Origin of the sequence: Pedobacter sp. KBW06 (assembly GCF_003852525.1) — a bacterium.
GTDB lineage: Bacteria > Bacteroidota > Bacteroidia > Sphingobacteriales > Sphingobacteriaceae > Pedobacter.
In genome coordinates, this window is sequence record NZ_QAJL01000001.1 from 1987447 (window position 1) to 2003114 (window position 15668).

The following is a 15668-nucleotide window of genomic DNA, read 5'->3' on the forward strand; positions in this document are numbered from 1 at the left end:
TCATCGCGTCAAAGGTCAGACACGCATTGGCTGCCCTCCCTACGAGGAATGTGTAACCTATAGCTGCGATCCCAACTACACCGGGGAGAGCTGCAGGCCGCTTTAAAAACCAATTTCCATCTCTAAGTCCATTTTTATGTTAAAGATGAACCTGTCAGTAAGAAATTAAATTTCAACCTTATGTTAAAAAACAATTCAAACAGCCCGGATCTCAAAAGATTAAGCCGAAATGAACTCAAAAAGGTAAAAGGTGGCCTAAGGCCACCAGGCTGCAACCTCGGATGCAGCTACCGCATCAACAATGGCCCCTTACGAAAAGGCTGCCCTCCTGCCGAACAATGTGTTCCTTATACCTGCAGTGACGGCATCAGTATCGGCCACAGTTGTCAGCCTCTATAAAAATCTATTCATTTAAATCTTAAAATCATGCTAGAAAACAATTTAAACAAACAAGGAAAAAAACTAAACAGAAATGAACTCAAAGGAGTAACAGGCGGAATCAAATTCGATCCGTATTGTCCTCAGTCATGCACTTACCAGGAACCAGGAGGCATGCTGATGTTCGGCTGCCCTGAACGCCTGGATTGCGTACCATACAGTTGCGGAGGACCAAATGAATACGCATATCACTGCGCATAAAACCGATTCTAGAATAAAAACTAAAAATTATGAAATCCCTGAAATTAAACAACAACACCAAATTGAGCAGAAATGAATTAAAGTCCATTACAGGCGGAACCCTGGAAGCTCAACCACTCGCCTGCCCTCTAAAATGTGTATATGAGTCATTCGGAGGTGGTCCTGGCTGCAGGCCAGACCAGGAATGCCAACTGGTGAGATGCTCACCGGAACAGTATGGCACCAGATGTGTCGCTGCATAAAAACCGAAAACGGGATGCCTGAAAGCCTCCCGTTTTTTTTGTTCACCAACCGAAGTCATATTGACAACTCCCAACCAAAAACTACAACCATCATACAGAACCTTCTGAGCAACTGCACGCAATCCCTGCCTGACCAAACCAACGTCACAAAAAAGTTGCAATACCAAAACCATCAATTTAACTCATTGTAAGCCAAAAACATACTAAAAATGAAAATAGTCATGTTAAAATCGAATTAAATATTTTAAAACTATATAATTAATAACTAGATTAAACTATTAATTACAAATAACGTACTGATAAAAAATAAACAGCATTGAATATCTTTTAAAGATTTTTAAAACTCAGATCCCTGTTTCCATTTTCTGCCGCAGAATACTTTCAGATGCCAAAATTAATGTAATAAGTCTTTTCAATAGTTCATTCTGCTTTTCGATAATAAAAACCACAGGCCTGGCTGCAACCCGGGACAACAAAGCAATACATTAACTAACCAAATTCATTCTTATGTTAAAACTGAAAAATGCTCAATCCCTGAGCAGGACCGACATGAAAAATTTCCTGGGCGGTACGAACGACAATGCCGCAAGACCTTATTGCACCAACGCCTGCATGACAGATATGCACACCGGCGAAAACTACTGCCCCGGAGACATGTACTGTCAAATCTATGTTTGTTATCCCGGAGAACCGACTACCTATAGCTACAGATGTGTTTAACCAAAAAAACACCCATCAGTACTAAAAAATTCCGTATCAACTCATCATACGATAATCTGATATTATGCTAAAATTCAAAAATGCTCAGCCACTGAGCAGAAGCGAGATGAAAAATCTCATTGGAGGCAACGGGAGCAGCGGAAAAATCCGCTGCATGGTAGAATGCCTGGTAGACCCGGACACCAATCAGGGCTTCTGTTTCGACGGAAGGCCATGCAACATCTATTACTGCGGCCCTAATCCTGAAAAGGACTTTGGCTATAAATGTCAATAACTAACCATTCTATTTAAAACCAAACCTTATGTTAACACTTAAAAATGCGCAGACACTGGGCAGAACCGAAATGAAAAACCTCTTGGGAGGACAGGAAACCACAAGCGCCAGATACATTTGTGAAACCTCCTGCATTCCCGATGGAATTTGCGACGATGGCTCATCCTGTGTCGTTTATTTCTGTGGCCCTCATCCAATCAGAGACAGAGGCTACAGGTGTGAAAATTAAAAATTCATCTTAAAATCAATCCTAATGTTAAAATTTAAAAACGCTCAGACACTGAGCAGAACCGAAATGAAAAAACTCATGGGAGGACATGACGAAAATGCAGCCAGATTCATTTGTCAAAACTGGTGCACTAGTCAATCCGACTGCGAGACAGGCAGCTGCCGTATTTATAGTTGTGGCCCTAAGCCAAAGGACACTGGCTACAAATGTCAGTAATCAGACTTCAATTACCTGAATTAAATGCTATGTTAAAACTAAAAAATGCCCGAATGCTTGGTAGAACCGACATGAAAAAATTTGTCGGGGGAACCAATACCGGCAAGGGAAGACCATGCCCGGGCGATTGTATTATCGGCGAAGATGAAAGGTATTGCCGCAATGGAAGAACATGTCAGATGGTCGAATGTGAACCCGGCCAGGATAAGTTTTATGCCTATCGCTGCCTGTAAGTAAAAAAATAATCAACTGTAATTCACCTTAAACTAAATGAGATGTTAAACAACAATTCCAATCCGAAAGGACATCAGAAACTGGACAGAAATGCCCTTAAAAAAGTTACCGGGGGAGGGCGTATTGACAGCTGTCCGGGAAATTGCACCCACCGTGTAGGAAGCGTGCTCGTTCCCGGATGTCTTCCTGATCAGCAATGTCTTGGCTACCAGTGCAGCAATGGCTGGTGGGCTTCAGTATGTGGCTAAATATGAACTCCATTAAACCTAAACACATGTTAAAAAACACGTTAAAACTACAGGGAAATCAAAAGCTAAACAGAAATGAGCTTAAAAAGGTAACAGGCGGAGCTGGAAACCCTTCCAGAAATTGTCCTGAAAATTGCTTTATTGATGCCAATCTGCCCAATGGGGATAGTTGTGATGCACCGCTAAAATGCCTTCCTTCCATGTGTCATGGAGGATGGGACGGAAACACCTGTCAATAAAATAGCCGGTGCCGGTAAAACCGGTATCGGTTAACTCTGATAAAAACCAAATTAAATCAAACCTTATGTTAAAGATCAATTTAAACACCTTAAAAAAGTTAAACAGGAATGACCTCAAAAAAGTAACAGGAGGTTTAAGACCACCGGATTGCACTTTCGTATGCAGTTACCGCATTAACAACGGCCCAAGACGGGTAGGCTGTCCTGACTATGAAGAATGTGTGCCTTACACTTGCGACGACAACGTGAGTACCGGACACAGATGCGAACCATTGTAAAGATTAATTTTCTCAACCAAACCCAAATCCGATGTTACCACTAAAAGAAGCCAAAAGACTAAACAGAAACGAACTGAAAGGAATAACAGGTGGCGTTAAAAATTTCAACTGCCCGATGTTTTGCAGCCACTATGTAGAAGGAGCTGAGACCATAGGCTGTCCTGATGGCCAGCTTTGCGACCGATATCCTTGTGGCATCAATGATGTCGGATACCGATGCGGAGCCGCATAAAATCAACTGACACCAAAGAATAAACTAAGCGATCATCCTAAAACTTAAATTTATGTTATCTCAAAAATTAAAAAGCAATATAAAACTAAACAGAACCGAATTAAAAAACATCACTGGCGGAAATGACCAGAACCAGGCATCGACTCCTTTTTGTCCTAAAAGATGCAGTTTTGACGACAATGGAGGCTCTATTGGTTGCCCCGAACACTTGCATTGCGAAGAATTCCAATGCTGGCATGGCATATACACCACCAGGTGTGTTGCCTAAACAATGAATCCAGGAGCAGCTATTTAAACTAACTTTTCAATAAACCCAAATTTTATGCGATCTCAAAAATTAAAAAACACCAAAAAACTGAGCAGAAACGAGTTAAAAAACGTTGTTGGCGGAAATGGCCGGGGGCCTGTACGTCCGGAGCTCTGCGAATTGGCATGCGGGTTTAACGAAGACCTGAGTGTCTTTGGCTGCGCTGAAAATCAAAGATGTGAAACCTACCTCTGCAAGACAAATATCTATGCAACAAGGTGTGTTTTATAATTAATTGAAAATGGGGGCATCTTAAAACGATGCCTCTATTTTGAAATTGATTGCCCTCCGCTAATAAAACTGCTTAACGCTCTCTATCGCCCCGTTATCTTCATTCACAAACAGATAAACGAAGCCATTGTCCTTAAACAGCTGACAATCTTTAATCTCAAACTGCCCTAAAAAGAATAAGGGCCGGTCCTCTTTTATGATCCATTGAGGACTCTGAATCCATTTCGGTGCTTTTTTATGATAACGGAATAATTCATTAAAGCGCCCTTTAATTGCCTGTTTAATTTCTGATTTAACCTTCAGCCCTTCTGCCGCAGGCAAGATGTATTTTTCAACAAACACCGTGTCCGCATCTATGTATCCGGGCTGGGTTTCCAGGATTAAGGAATAACGTTCCTCATACCCTTTATACACAGAAAAAGAGATTTCCTTTTTTGTCAGAAACAACTGAATAAGGCCCTGCGCATCATAACAACCTACGATTGTTTTAAGGTTAAGCGCTGCCAGATACAGGAAAGGGCCGCTAGCTGAGACATAGGTTCCGGTCCAATTCAGCGAATCATCAGACAACAACATTTCAAGTCCGGAATTTTCAGAAAGTGTAGCCTCCAGCTCAGGTCCGCTGACTTTCCCTTCCACGAATTCTTTTAAAAAATCAAGTGCTTCCTGCATTACTAAAATTTATGATTAAACGCCTGGCGCTAAAATACGATTCCTTTCAGACTTCGTTAATCTCTCCAGAGGTATGGAAAAAGGATCAGTGAAACTGCCATCACCAGCGCATTTATGATCAGCAGGATTCCAATTTCATCCATGCTCACACTCCTGTCCAGCCCGTCTATCGCGTTTTTTGTCAGCTTGATCAGTACGATCAGGACAGGTATAATCACCGGAAAACTCAGAATTGCCATGAGCATCCCGCCATTCCCCGCTTTGGAAGCAATTGCGGATACCATCGTGAATATCGTAGAAAAGCTTAAACTTCCCAGCAAAGTAGCCACAATGTATAAACCCAGATCCTCGGGTACATAATTGAACACCAGGGTATAAAAGCCCAGTGCAATAACCGTCAGCAGCATCATCAGCAAGACATTGTAAATGGTCTTTGAAATGATCAGTGCCAGCGGACTCGCTATGGTATAAATATACAGCTGCCTGCCTTTGCTTTCCTGGAGAAAGCTTTTTGAAACTGCATTGATCGAAGCAAATAACATGATGATCCAGAATAAAGCATTCCAGGTGATCTTCTCTACACTGACAAAAGACAAATAGCAGACAAAAACAGTGGACACCACATAGAGAAGAACGCCATTTAAAGCATATTTAGAACGCCATTCCAGCAGCAACTCTTTCTTGATTAAAAACTTTACCTGATCTATTAAATTCATGCAGCCGCAAAGATAATTCTTAATCCCCTATCTTTTATCTTTGTAAATTAAATATCCATAATATTGTATTCCTATGAATATTCAGTATTGCAGTATTTTACAAAGTCCGCTTGGCCCCATCAGCATCATTGCTGATGAACAGTTTGTACAGCAGATCACCTTCAAAGAAAACCTTTTCACAGAGCCGCAGGAAAACGAGGTCACTCAACTTGCCGCGTCTCAATTAACAGCTTATTTCGAAGGGAACCTAAAGACTTTTACCTTACCCATTAAACAAGCCGGAACAGCGTTCCAGCAAGAGGTCTGGTCTGCCTTACTTACCATAGATTACGGGGTAACGAGATCTTACCTGCAAATGGCGAAGCAGATGAACAATGTACTGGCCATAAGGGCGATGGCAGCAGCGAATGGAAAGAATAACCTCGCTATTGTTGTACCTTGCCACAGGGTGATCGGGAGCGATGGCACTTTGGTAGGCTATGCCGGATCACTCTGGCGCAAAAAATGGTTGCTGGACCATGAACGGGAAGTTAGTCAGCAGGGACAAATGACCTTAAAATTCTAAACACATGAACCAATACCTCGACATCATACTAAGAAGCCTTGCCGTTTATGCATTTATGCTGATCGCCATTCGTTTAACCGGAAAAAAGGAACTCTCTCAGCTAAACACCACCGATGTGGTGCTGATCCTGCTCATCAGTAATGCGGTTCAGAATGCAATGGTAGGCAACAATACCAGTCTGTTGGGTGGCCTCGTTGCCGCAGCGGTCCTGTTTGCCCTGAATTACGCCTTAAAAAAGCTGATGTTTAAGAGTAAAAAATTCAGGGAGCTGCTGTCGGAAAAACCGGAAATCCTGATCCACGATGGAAACCTCGATTTCGCAACGCTCAGCAAGCTGGACATCAGCAATGAAGAACTCCGGGAAGCCATGAGAGAACATGGCGTAGAGCGATACAAAGATGTAAAACTGGCCATGTTTGAAACAGATGGCAACATCAGCATCATCACCGGTTCAGGAGACCTGAAGCAAACCCAATACAAACGCAAAAAGAAACACAAATCGCTGGGCTCACTGAACTAAAAACATCATTTCTTATAGAGAGATCATCTCCTGCCTAAAAAGCAACGCAAAAAAATTCCGGAACCGGTTAAACCCAGGCGATCCGAAGAAAGCGAAGGAACAACCAGTTCCGGAAAAATATTTATGCAATTATACTGTAGCTCCACCAGGCACTGCAGTATTCACTACAACGACCTTAGGCCTTCTTACTGTAATTAAAATAAACGCACCTGCCAGGATCACGTACCAGCCCCATTTATATTTCACCATTCCTGACGCCAGGTTTACCAGCTTTTTGAACTGAAGAAAACCAAACGAACCATGCACTTTGAAATAAATGCCGACCAAACTGATCGCCACCAATACAATTCCTGCCCATCCGGCAAATTTGATCAGTCCGGCTTTCTGGGTAAAGGCACCCAATAACCCGATCGCTACCACCACATAAAACGTGATCGCTAAAGTCTGATCCAGATCAAAATAATTCCAGTTGCCAATAATCGGAATGCGCAGCAAAGGACAAATTCCGCCAATTGCCATAATCACCGCACCTATAATTCCCTGAGCCCTCATCACTTATTGTTGTGTATTGATGCCCATTTTATCGGCAAAATGCGCGCAGTAATCACGCAGATCTTCGACGATTAATTTCTCTCCGGTAGCTTTAAGAAAGCTATCTCCCATGGTCTGCAAGGTTTCATAAAAGAACCTTTTCATTTCATCAACAGGCATGTCTTTAGTCCATAAGTCAATGCGCATAGAGTTTTTATAATTATGGTCCCAAAGGGCCAACATCATTGACTTTACAGGCACCTGCTCCTGACTTTTCGAGTCTGTAGATTCCCAAAGGATATTGTCAGGTACATTGTTATCATCTAACTGCACCGTAATTTTAATTTCTGCTTGTTTCATTTAATATATACTGACTTTTATAATAAAAACTAAGATGATGGTGAAAACAATAAAGGCACATTCTATCGCCCATATCTTTCTCAACTCCGGAATAAACTTTCTGAAAATCTGATCGGAGACGAAAGAAACCAGGACAATTAAAAAACTAAACCACATTAATATCCTCGACAGGTCGATTGTCTTTTCCGATGGCGCAGGTGATTTTTCTAACATCATCAGCACAGCAATCACCAGAAAGATCGCGGAAACAATATTAAGCGGGGTCAGTTTTACTTTCAATTCCTCAGTTTTTTACTTCCTTTTTTTGAATTTCTTAGACTTCCAGGCAGGAGTTTTGTTTTTGTTCTTCTCCCTTTCTGCAGCAGCAATCGATGCCGCATGTTTTTTCTCGTGGAAAGCTCCTTTAAAATCAGGATCATCCTTACGTTTCTGGTCGTCAATTGCCCTGGCAATGGCCTGACGTTCTTCATAAGGAGTCTCTTCCACAAAAACTTCTGCCGGCAAAGGTACTACAGGAATCTCCTGTCTGATTAACTTTTGTATTTTCTCAATGTAATATTTTTCCGCAGGTGTGAAAAAAGTGAGGGCATCACCTTTCGCATAAGCACGGCCGGTACGTCCGATTCTATGTACATAATCTTCGATAATGATCGGTACATCAAAATTGATCACATGACTCACTTCAGAAACATCAATTCCACGGGAAGCCACATCTGTAGCCACCAATACCCTGACATTTCCTTCTTTAAAACTATTGATGGAATTGATCCTGGTATTCTGACCTTTATTCGCATGGATTACCCTTACCGCTTCTGCACCGAATTTGCGTTCGATAAAGCTAAAGATGTTGTCCGCTACTGTTTTCGTTTTACAGAAAATGATCAGTCTTTTAAATTCCTCATCATTTTTCAGCAGGTGCTGTAAAAGGTTGATTTTGGTCTTTAAATTGGGCACCTCATACAGTGTTTGCGTAACGGTCTGAGCCGGTGTAGCCTGTAAGCCCACTTCTATAATGGTGGGGTGCTTGAGGAAATCTCCGGCAATCTTTTGTACCAGATCACTCATCGTTGCAGAAAACAACAGGTTCTGACGTCTGCGGGGAACCACTTCCAAAATGCGGTGAATAGAGCCGATAAAGCCCATGTCCATCATTTTATCCGCTTCATCTAAAACCAGGAATTTCAAATACTGGGTATTGATGTGTCCTGCAAGATAAATATCCAGGAATCTTCCCGGAGTGGCAACAATAATATCGACACCCGCTTTGATCTGTTCAATTTGTGTTTTCGGACCAAGACCACCATAAACCACTACGGTACGGAGGTCTGTATATTTAGAGAAAATCTTGATATGTTCAGTAATCTGCATCGCCAGCTCTCTTGTTGGAGCCAGGATTAAAGCACGGGCGGCATCTCCCTGTGCATATTTCAATTGCATTAAGATCGGCAAAACATAGGCTGCAGTCTTTCCTGTTCCGGTTTCAGCAATGCCGAAGATGTCCTGTCCTGATAAAACAGGCGCAATTGCTTTTTCTTGTATTGGGGTGGCATGAGTAAACCCGGCATCAGCTACAGCATTTAAAATCTGGCGATTAAGGTTAAACTCTTCAAATGTTTTGGGCATTTTGCAAATATACTATTATTTACAGGATCAGTAATTACATTTTTACAGAACCTTATTTAAAGCCATGATCATGTGCTCTGCATCAGTAACCTCCCTGACAACCATTTCTTTTTTATTGATGATGAGGTGTGTTGGATAAATGCTGATCCCCAGCGGCCCGCTCATGTAACTGTTCTGGTCAGGACGTTATGTTTCTTCTCATTTTTGATTCTTATCTTTCAGTTTAAATTTAGCTACAACAAGCTATATATAAAACCACTACTTTTATACAACGATAACATTGTTTATGTATAGATATATAATGATGAAAAAGAATATCTTCAGGCTGCTAACCATTGGTCTTCCCCTTACCCTTGCTCTAATTATCACTACGGATACCGCTTTACGCGCTCAGGAGCTCTACCTGCCAAGAAACATTAAAGCTGCTTACGATAAAGGGACCCGTTCCAAAGACGGCAAACCAGGTAAGCAATACTGGCAAAATAAGGGGAAATACGACCTGCGGATCCAGGTAAACCCCGGCACCAAACTGGTCGAAGGAACTGAAACCATAAAATATACCAATAACAGTCCGGACACCCTCCGACAGGTAGCCATCCGCTTTGTGAACAACCTTCATAAGCCAGAGGCACCAAGGTCAGGATATGTCAGCAAAGATTTCCTGACCTCAGGACTCGACATCAGCGCATTTGAAGTCGACGGTCAAAGCTATTCACTCAACACCAAAAATTGGGGTACTGTAGAAGATGTCCCCTTAAAAAGCCCGCTCAATCCCGGGCAAACGGCTGTTTTTAACATCAGCTGGGCCTACCCCCTCTCCAAAGAAAGCGGAAGAGAAGGACAGCTGGACAGCACGACTTTCTTCGTTGCCTATGCTTTCCCAAGGATCTCTGTATATGACGACTATAACGGCTGGGACCAAATCCCACATACCGACCGTGCAGAATTTTACAATGACTTTAACGATTACCAGCTGACCGTTAAAGCGCCAAAGAACTATGTGGTATGGGCTACCGGCGATCTTCAGAATCCGGACGAAGTGCTGCAGCCTGCGTATGCCGCAAGGTTAAAAAAATCCTACAATAGCGAGGAAATCATTGCCATCGCCAATGCGGAAGAAATGTCCAAAGGACAGGTGACCCAGCAGAACGAATGGAACAGCTGGAAATTTACCGCCAATCACATCACCGATATGACCTTCTCGCTGAGTAACCATTACCTCTGGGATGCAGGCAGTGTAATTGTAGATCCAAAAACAAACAGAAGGGCGAGCGTACAATCGGCTTACGATGCCAAAGCAAAAGACTTTGCGCAGGCAACCGCCTGGTCTAAACAGGCCCTGCACTGGTTCTCGAACAACTGGCCGGGAATTCCTTATCCTTTCTCAAAGATGACCGCCGTTCAGGGATTTGCCGACATGGAATACCCGATGATGGTAAACGATTCCAGTACGCCCGACTTCGAATTCTCCCAGTTTGTACTGAACCACGAAATCGCACATACCTATTTCCCTTTTTATATGGGCACCAATGAAACCCGTTATGCACATATGGATGAAGGCTGGGCAACCACGCTGGAATACCTCATTGGCATAGAGCAACTGGGAAAAGAGAAAGCGGACGACAATTACAAAAAATTCCGGGTGAACAGGTGGATCTTTGACCCTTCGACAGAAGAAGACCAGCCCATCATTTCTTTGTCTACCCAGGTTTCCGGAGTTGGCTATGGCAATAACGCCTATGTGAAACCTTCCCTGGCTTATCTCGCATTAAAAGACATGCTTGGCGATGTCGCTTTCAAAAAATACCTGCATGCTTATATGGACCGCTGGAATGGGAAACATCCGATTCCATGGGATTTTTTCTATACCCTGAATGATGTTTCCGGACAAAACCTGAACTGGTACTGGAACAACTGGTTTTTCAGCAACAATTACATCGACCTGAGCATCAATAAAGTAACGAACAAAGGCCTGGCGTATCAGCTTGCCCTCCGCAATACCGGTGGTTTTGCTGTTCCTTTTGACGTGAAACTCACCTATAAGGACGGATCCACCGAACTTTTCCACCAGACACCTGCCTTATGGAAAGCCAACCAGAAAGCAGCAGTGGTTTCCCTGAATGCGAAGAAGGCGGTATCGAAAATCGATATAAACGGAGGATTATTTGTAGATGCAAATCCCGGAGATAATACCTGGAAAAGCAAATAACAATTTTTTTATTTAAGTTTGAGGTCATGAACACCATTCTGATAAAAGCGGCCTCAGTGGTTAACGAAGGCCAAATCTTTGTTGCTGACGTACTAATTAAAGACGGATTTATTGAAAAAATCGCCCCCAATATTCAGGCGGAAGGCGCAAAAGAAATTAATGCAGAGGGCTTGCACCTCTTTCCGGGTATGATTGACGACCAGGTTCATTTCAGGGAACCCGGCTTAACGGACAAGGCAGATATCTTTACTGAAAGCATGGCTGCAGTGGCCGGAGGGATTACCTCCTGGATGGAAATGCCAAATACCGTACCCAATACCCTGACACAGGAATTGCTGGCCGACAAATACCGGATCGCTTCGGAAGTTTCACTGGCCAATTATTCCTTTTTCATGGGAGCTTCCAATGACAACCTGGGCGAGGTTTTAAAAACAGACCCTAAAAATGTTTGCGGAATTAAAGTCTTTATGGGCTCTTCTACCGGAAACATGCTGGTTGATAATGAGAAAGTATTGGAAAACATTTTCAAAGATGCCCCGATGCTCGTTGCCACCCATTGCGAAGATGAAAAAACCATCCGTGAGAACATGGCTGCTTACAAAGAAAAATATGGAGACAACATCACCATAGACATGCACCCGCTCATCAGGAGTGCAGAAGCTTGTTACCTCTCTTCGTCGATGGCTGTTGAACTCGCTAAAAAATACGATACCCGTTTACATATCCTTCACATCTCTACCGCGAGGGAAGTTGCTCTCTTTGATGCGGTTACCCCATTAAAAGACAAGAGAATTACAGCAGAAGCCTGTATCCATCACCTTTGGTTTGATGATCAGGATTATGCAGCCAAAGGCAACTGGATCAAATGGAACCCGGCGGTAAAAACAGCACAGGATAAGGATGCGATACTAAAAGGTGTATTAGATGGTCATATTGACATTATTGCAACCGATCATGCCCCACATACCATCGCAGAAAAAGAGCAACCTTACCTGAAAGCCCCTTCCGGAGGCCCGCTGGTACAACATGCCTTATCTGCTTTACTGGAGATGTATCATCAAAAGAAAATTACACTGGAACAGATTGCTGAAAAAACAGCGCACAATGTGGCCACCTGCTTCAACGTCGACAAAAGAGGATTTATCAGAGAAGGCTATTGGGCAGATCTGGTATTGGTTCACCTGAATGACCCCGTGAAAGTAACCAGGGCAAACCTATGGTACAAATGCGGATGGTCTCCTTTTGAAGGACAAACCTTCCAGGCAGAAATCACCCATACCTTTGTGTCCGGAAACCTGGCTTATCAGAAAGGAAAATTCATGACCAATGCCATTGGTAAAAGACTAAATTTCAACAGATAATGACATTAAAGGACAAACCATGGATTAAACAGTTTGTCCTGCTGTTCCTCCTGTCGGGATTGGTATTTCTCGCCGGGATGAACAGCTCATTTGTAGAAAAGTTTTATTCAGATGGTCTCTATCCGCTAATCTCCGTTGTTCAGCGTTTCCTCAGTTCCTTCTTTCCTTTTGCCCTTGGGGATTTCCTGTACCTCCTGTTGGTATTGTACATGCTTCGATGCATCTATAATTTTTTCAAAAAGCTTTCTCAAAAGAAGTTAAAATCTGAAGACCGGATCAGGATCCCTTTGCAGCTGCTGAATTTCTCTTTGATCTTATACCTCGTTTTTAAAATCCTCTGGGGACTGAATTATTCACGCCCCTCTATTTCCAAACGACTGGGGATCCCGGACGAAAAATACAATACCACAGAATTGGTTTTACTCGGGGAGTATTTCATCGACAAGCTGAATACCTTTCAGCACCTGAAAAAAGAAAATTACAACATTGATCAGCTGGAAAGTAAGGCAAAAGAAGCCTACGATGTGATGAAAAAAACAAATGCTTTTTTTCAATATCGCAGCCCATCAGTGAAAGCGGTCCTGAACAGCTGGATCGTGACCAAAATCGGCATAGAAGGTTATTATAACCCATTGTCGGGGGAAGCCAATGTCAATATGAGAATCCCTGCAGTATCATTGCCTTTTATAACCTGTCATGAAATTGCGCACCAGCTGGGCATAGGACGGGAAGATGAAGCCAATCTGATCGGCTACTTAACAGCCATTCATAGTACAGACGAAAACTTCCGGTATTCTGCAGCCTACAATATGCTGAGGAGTATTTTATTTGAGATCAGAATTAAATCCCCTGAAGATTATCAACGGCTGTATGCCAGCATCAATCCGGAAACCATTAAAGATTTCAAAACGGAAAGGGCTTTCTGGCAGAAATACAACAGCGATATGTATGGCTATATGGGCGTCGCACTGGATGGTTTTCTAAAACTCAACAACCAGGCTAAGGGTGCCGACAGCTATCAGGATATTGTGATCTGGTTGTATAATATCCACAAAAAAGAGCTGATTCAAAGGCAGAAGCTCAAAACATTACAACCTTAACACAAAAAAACCTTAAAACATTCCTAAATTTGCCAAACTATGGCAAAGATATCCATTAACCTGGCAACAGGCTCCCTGCAACAAGAAGAGATCATCGTCGGCATTGACCTTGGCACCACCAATAGCCTTGTGGCCTTTATTAACCCGGACAAAAACCCACAGGTGATCAATGATACCGGAAAGGGTTTACTGGTTCCTTCGGTGGTACATTTTAATGCTAAAGGAGATGCGCTGGTAGGAAATGAAGCCAAAGAATTTTTAATTACAGATCCTGCAAATACCATCTTTTCTGTAAAAAGATTGCTGGGCAGGTCTTATAAGGATGTTGCCAGTCACCAGGATACCTTTTCTTATAAAATCATTGATGATGAAAATGATTCACTGGTAAAAATTAAAGCCGGCGACAAGTTCTACACCCCTATTGAGCTTTCTGCGGAGATCCTTAAAGAACTGAAGGCAAGGGCTGAGCATGCTTTAAAAACACCGGTAAACCGTGCCGTGATCACTGTTCCTGCTTATTTTAATGATAGCCAGCGACAAGCAACACGGGATGCAGGCAGGTTGGCAGGTCTGGATGTCCTGAGGATCGTAAACGAGCCTACTGCGGCCAGTCTGGCCTATGGCCTGGGCCTTGATCCCAATCAACAGAAAACCATTGCCGTATATGACCTTGGTGGCGGAACCTTTGATGTATCGGTCTTATCCATACAAAACGGCATTTTTGAAGTGTTGTCCACCAATGGAAATACCTTTTTAGGAGGAGATGATTTTGACCGTTCCATCGTTCATTACTGGATAGAAAAAAATAAACTCGATGCAGCTGCCCTGGCTCAGGATTCCGGATTAATGCAATCATTGAGGTTAAAAGCTGAAGAAGCAAAAAAAGCACTGAGCAGCCAGAACCTGTTCAATGAGCAGATCGGCGACATCTGGTGTACTTTAGATAAACAAACTTTTGAAGCGCTGATTGCACCGAAAGTAGCAGAAACACTGAATTCCTGTAAACAGGCTTTAACGGATTCCAAACTTACTGTTGCGGAGATTGACGAAGTAGTGCTGGTTGGAGGTTCTACCCGGACGCCTTATGTAAAAGCACAGGTTGCTGAGTTTTTTGGCCGTACTCCTCATGATCAGATCAACCCGGATGAAGTGGTGGCCCTTGGTGCAGCCATTCAGGCTGATATCCTTGCCGGAAACCGCTCCGACATTCTTTTGCTGGATGTTACCCCGCTTTCCCTGGGTATTGAAACCATGGGCGGACTGATGGATGTGATCATCCCGAGAAATGCAAAAGTACCTACAAAAGCAGGACGACAATATACGACCTCTATCGACGGACAGGTAAACATGAAAATCTCTGTTTTTCAGGGAGAGCGCGACCTGGTACAGGAGAATAGAAAATTAGCAGAATTTGACCTGAAAGGCATTCCTGCCATGCCTGCCGGATTGCCAAAGGTAGACATCAACTTTATGCTCAACGCCGATGGAATTCTAACCGTTCAGGCGATAGAACTAAGGTCTGGAGTAAAACAGGAGATTGACATTACACCAAGTTACGGCCTCAGCGATGATACCGTAGAGAAAATGCTGATCGACAGCATTACCCATGCAAAAAGCGACGTTGCACAACGCATGCTGATTGAAGCCAGAAGCGAAGGGGAACAATTGGCCTATACTGCGGAGCGCTTTATCGAAAAGCATGGCAGCTTCCTGACCGCAGAAGAAATTGCGGACACAAAAACTCATATTGAGGCCCTTAAACAGGCTTTAGCGAAAGCAGAAAAGGACGAGATCCTTAAAAAAGCCGATGAACTGAATGAATTTACCCGTCCATTTGCCGAGCGCGTGATGGATGTGGCGGTATCCTCCGCCATGAAAGGAAAAAGCATAGATAAATAACCACTCAATAGGTTCCTTTATAT

The 15668-nt window shown here is 43.0% G+C and carries 24 protein-coding genes; 17 read left to right on the forward strand and 7 right to left on the reverse strand.

Annotated features, from left to right (window positions below):
• The first annotated feature begins 668 nt into the window (after positions 1-668).
• The 11 genes from DBR43_RS08045 (at position 669) to DBR43_RS08095 (ending at position 4089) form a co-directional block, all read left to right on the forward strand.
• On the forward strand, positions 669-881 hold the full coding sequence (locus DBR43_RS08045; RefSeq protein ID WP_124579554.1) for a bacteriocin-like protein: 213 nt from the start codon (positions 669-671) through the stop codon (positions 879-881).
• A gap of 507 nt (positions 882-1388) precedes the next feature.
• Entirely contained in the window at positions 1389-1601 is a 213-nt protein-coding gene (locus DBR43_RS08050) for a hypothetical protein (protein ID WP_124579556.1), read from the forward strand.
• A 64-nt stretch (positions 1602-1665) separates the two neighbouring features.
• Positions 1666-1875, forward strand: coding sequence for a hypothetical protein (locus DBR43_RS08055; protein WP_124579558.1), 210 nt, complete (start codon positions 1666-1668; stop codon positions 1873-1875).
• A 28-nt stretch (positions 1876-1903) separates the two neighbouring features.
• A complete protein-coding gene (locus DBR43_RS08060; protein WP_124579560.1) occupies positions 1904-2104 on the forward strand; it encodes a hypothetical protein in 201 nt (66 codons plus the stop codon).
• A 269-nt stretch (positions 2105-2373) separates the two neighbouring features.
• Positions 2374-2553 carry a hypothetical protein gene (locus DBR43_RS08065; protein WP_124579562.1) on the forward strand — a complete coding sequence of 60 codons (180 nt, stop codon included), beginning with the start codon at positions 2374-2376 and terminating at the stop codon, positions 2551-2553.
• A gap of 42 nt (positions 2554-2595) precedes the next feature.
• Positions 2596-2802 (forward strand): hypothetical protein, encoded by a 207-nt coding sequence (locus tag DBR43_RS08070; RefSeq protein WP_124579564.1) that lies wholly within the window; start codon positions 2596-2598, stop codon positions 2800-2802.
• A gap of 26 nt (positions 2803-2828) precedes the next feature.
• Positions 2829-3041, forward strand: a complete 213-nt coding sequence (locus DBR43_RS08075) for a hypothetical protein (RefSeq protein ID WP_124579566.1) — start codon at positions 2829-2831, stop codon at positions 3039-3041.
• A 65-nt stretch (positions 3042-3106) separates the two neighbouring features.
• On the forward strand, positions 3107-3319 hold the full coding sequence (locus tag DBR43_RS08080; protein WP_124579568.1) for a bacteriocin-like protein: 213 nt from the start codon (positions 3107-3109) through the stop codon (positions 3317-3319).
• Positions 3320-3350: 31 nt separating this feature from the next.
• Positions 3351-3551: a hypothetical protein gene (locus tag DBR43_RS08085; RefSeq protein WP_124579570.1), complete on the forward strand. Its 201-nt coding sequence runs from the start codon at positions 3351-3353 to the stop codon at positions 3549-3551.
• Between the two features lie 52 nt (positions 3552-3603).
• The gene (locus DBR43_RS08090) at positions 3604-3819 is read left to right on the forward strand and encodes a hypothetical protein (RefSeq protein ID WP_124579572.1); all 216 of its coding nucleotides are present in this window, start codon (positions 3604-3606) and stop codon (positions 3817-3819) included.
• Positions 3820-3873: 54 nt separating this feature from the next.
• On the forward strand, positions 3874-4089 hold the full coding sequence (locus DBR43_RS08095; protein ID WP_124579574.1) for a bacteriocin-like protein: 216 nt from the start codon (positions 3874-3876) through the stop codon (positions 4087-4089).
• A 60-nt stretch (positions 4090-4149) separates the two neighbouring features.
• On the opposite strand, the gene DBR43_RS08100 is transcribed toward DBR43_RS08095, so the two are convergent.
• Complete coding sequence (locus DBR43_RS08100; RefSeq protein ID WP_124579576.1) at positions 4150-4761, reverse strand: hypothetical protein; 612 nt, start codon at positions 4759-4761, stop codon at positions 4150-4152.
• Between the two features lie 56 nt (positions 4762-4817).
• Positions 4818-5477, reverse strand: a complete 660-nt coding sequence (locus DBR43_RS08105; RefSeq protein WP_074609487.1) for a heme exporter protein CcmB — start codon at positions 5475-5477, stop codon at positions 4818-4820.
• A gap of 73 nt (positions 5478-5550) precedes the next feature.
• Here DBR43_RS08105 and DBR43_RS08110 point away from each other — a divergent pair, with 73 nt between their 5' ends.
• Complete coding sequence (locus DBR43_RS08110; RefSeq protein ID WP_124579578.1) at positions 5551-6042, forward strand: methylated-DNA--[protein]-cysteine S-methyltransferase; 492 nt, start codon at positions 5551-5553, stop codon at positions 6040-6042.
• A gap of 4 nt (positions 6043-6046) precedes the next feature.
• The gene (locus DBR43_RS08115; protein ID WP_124579580.1) at positions 6047-6562 is read left to right on the forward strand and encodes a DUF421 domain-containing protein; all 516 of its coding nucleotides are present in this window, start codon (positions 6047-6049) and stop codon (positions 6560-6562) included.
• 129 nt (positions 6563-6691) lie between these two features.
• Here DBR43_RS08115 and DBR43_RS08120 read toward each other — a convergent pair whose 3' ends face one another.
• Genes DBR43_RS08120 through DBR43_RS33415 form a run of 5 tightly spaced genes read right to left on the reverse strand, consistent with a single transcriptional unit; the run spans position 6692 to position 9241 of the window.
• Positions 6692-7114, reverse strand: coding sequence for a hypothetical protein (locus DBR43_RS08120; protein WP_124579582.1), 423 nt, complete (start codon positions 7112-7114; stop codon positions 6692-6694).
• A 3-nt stretch (positions 7115-7117) separates the two neighbouring features.
• On the reverse strand, positions 7118-7453 hold the full coding sequence (gene gldC / locus DBR43_RS08125) for a gliding motility protein GldC (protein ID WP_124579584.1): 336 nt from the start codon (positions 7451-7453) through the stop codon (positions 7118-7120).
• A complete protein-coding gene (locus DBR43_RS08130) occupies positions 7454-7732 on the reverse strand; it encodes a hypothetical protein (RefSeq protein WP_124579586.1) in 279 nt (92 codons plus the stop codon). It abuts the gene before it with no gap.
• Between the two features lie 12 nt (positions 7733-7744).
• Positions 7745-9076 carry a DEAD/DEAH box helicase gene (locus DBR43_RS08135; protein WP_124579588.1) on the reverse strand — a complete coding sequence of 444 codons (1332 nt, stop codon included), beginning with the start codon at positions 9074-9076 and terminating at the stop codon, positions 7745-7747.
• A 42-nt stretch (positions 9077-9118) separates the two neighbouring features.
• Positions 9119-9241 (reverse strand): hypothetical protein, encoded by a 123-nt coding sequence (locus tag DBR43_RS33415; protein ID WP_255420959.1) that lies wholly within the window; start codon positions 9239-9241, stop codon positions 9119-9121.
• Between the two features lie 121 nt (positions 9242-9362).
• Here DBR43_RS33415 and DBR43_RS08140 point away from each other — a divergent pair, with 121 nt between their 5' ends.
• Genes DBR43_RS08140 through dnaK form a run of 4 tightly spaced genes read left to right on the forward strand, consistent with a single transcriptional unit; the run spans position 9363 to position 15645 of the window.
• Complete coding sequence (locus tag DBR43_RS08140; RefSeq protein ID WP_233602910.1) at positions 9363-11285, forward strand: M1 family metallopeptidase; 1923 nt, start codon at positions 9363-9365, stop codon at positions 11283-11285.
• 26 nt (positions 11286-11311) lie between these two features.
• The gene (locus DBR43_RS08145; protein ID WP_124579590.1) at positions 11312-12646 is read left to right on the forward strand and encodes a dihydroorotase; all 1335 of its coding nucleotides are present in this window, start codon (positions 11312-11314) and stop codon (positions 12644-12646) included.
• On the forward strand, positions 12646-13746 hold the full coding sequence (locus DBR43_RS08150) for a DUF3810 domain-containing protein (protein WP_124579592.1): 1101 nt from the start codon (positions 12646-12648) through the stop codon (positions 13744-13746). The genes DBR43_RS08145 and DBR43_RS08150 overlap by 1 nt, the downstream gene beginning before the upstream one ends.
• 39 nt (positions 13747-13785) lie before the next feature.
• On the forward strand, positions 13786-15645 hold the full coding sequence (gene dnaK / locus DBR43_RS08155) for a molecular chaperone DnaK (protein WP_124579595.1): 1860 nt from the start codon (positions 13786-13788) through the stop codon (positions 15643-15645).
• Positions 15646-15668: the final 23 nt, after the last annotated feature.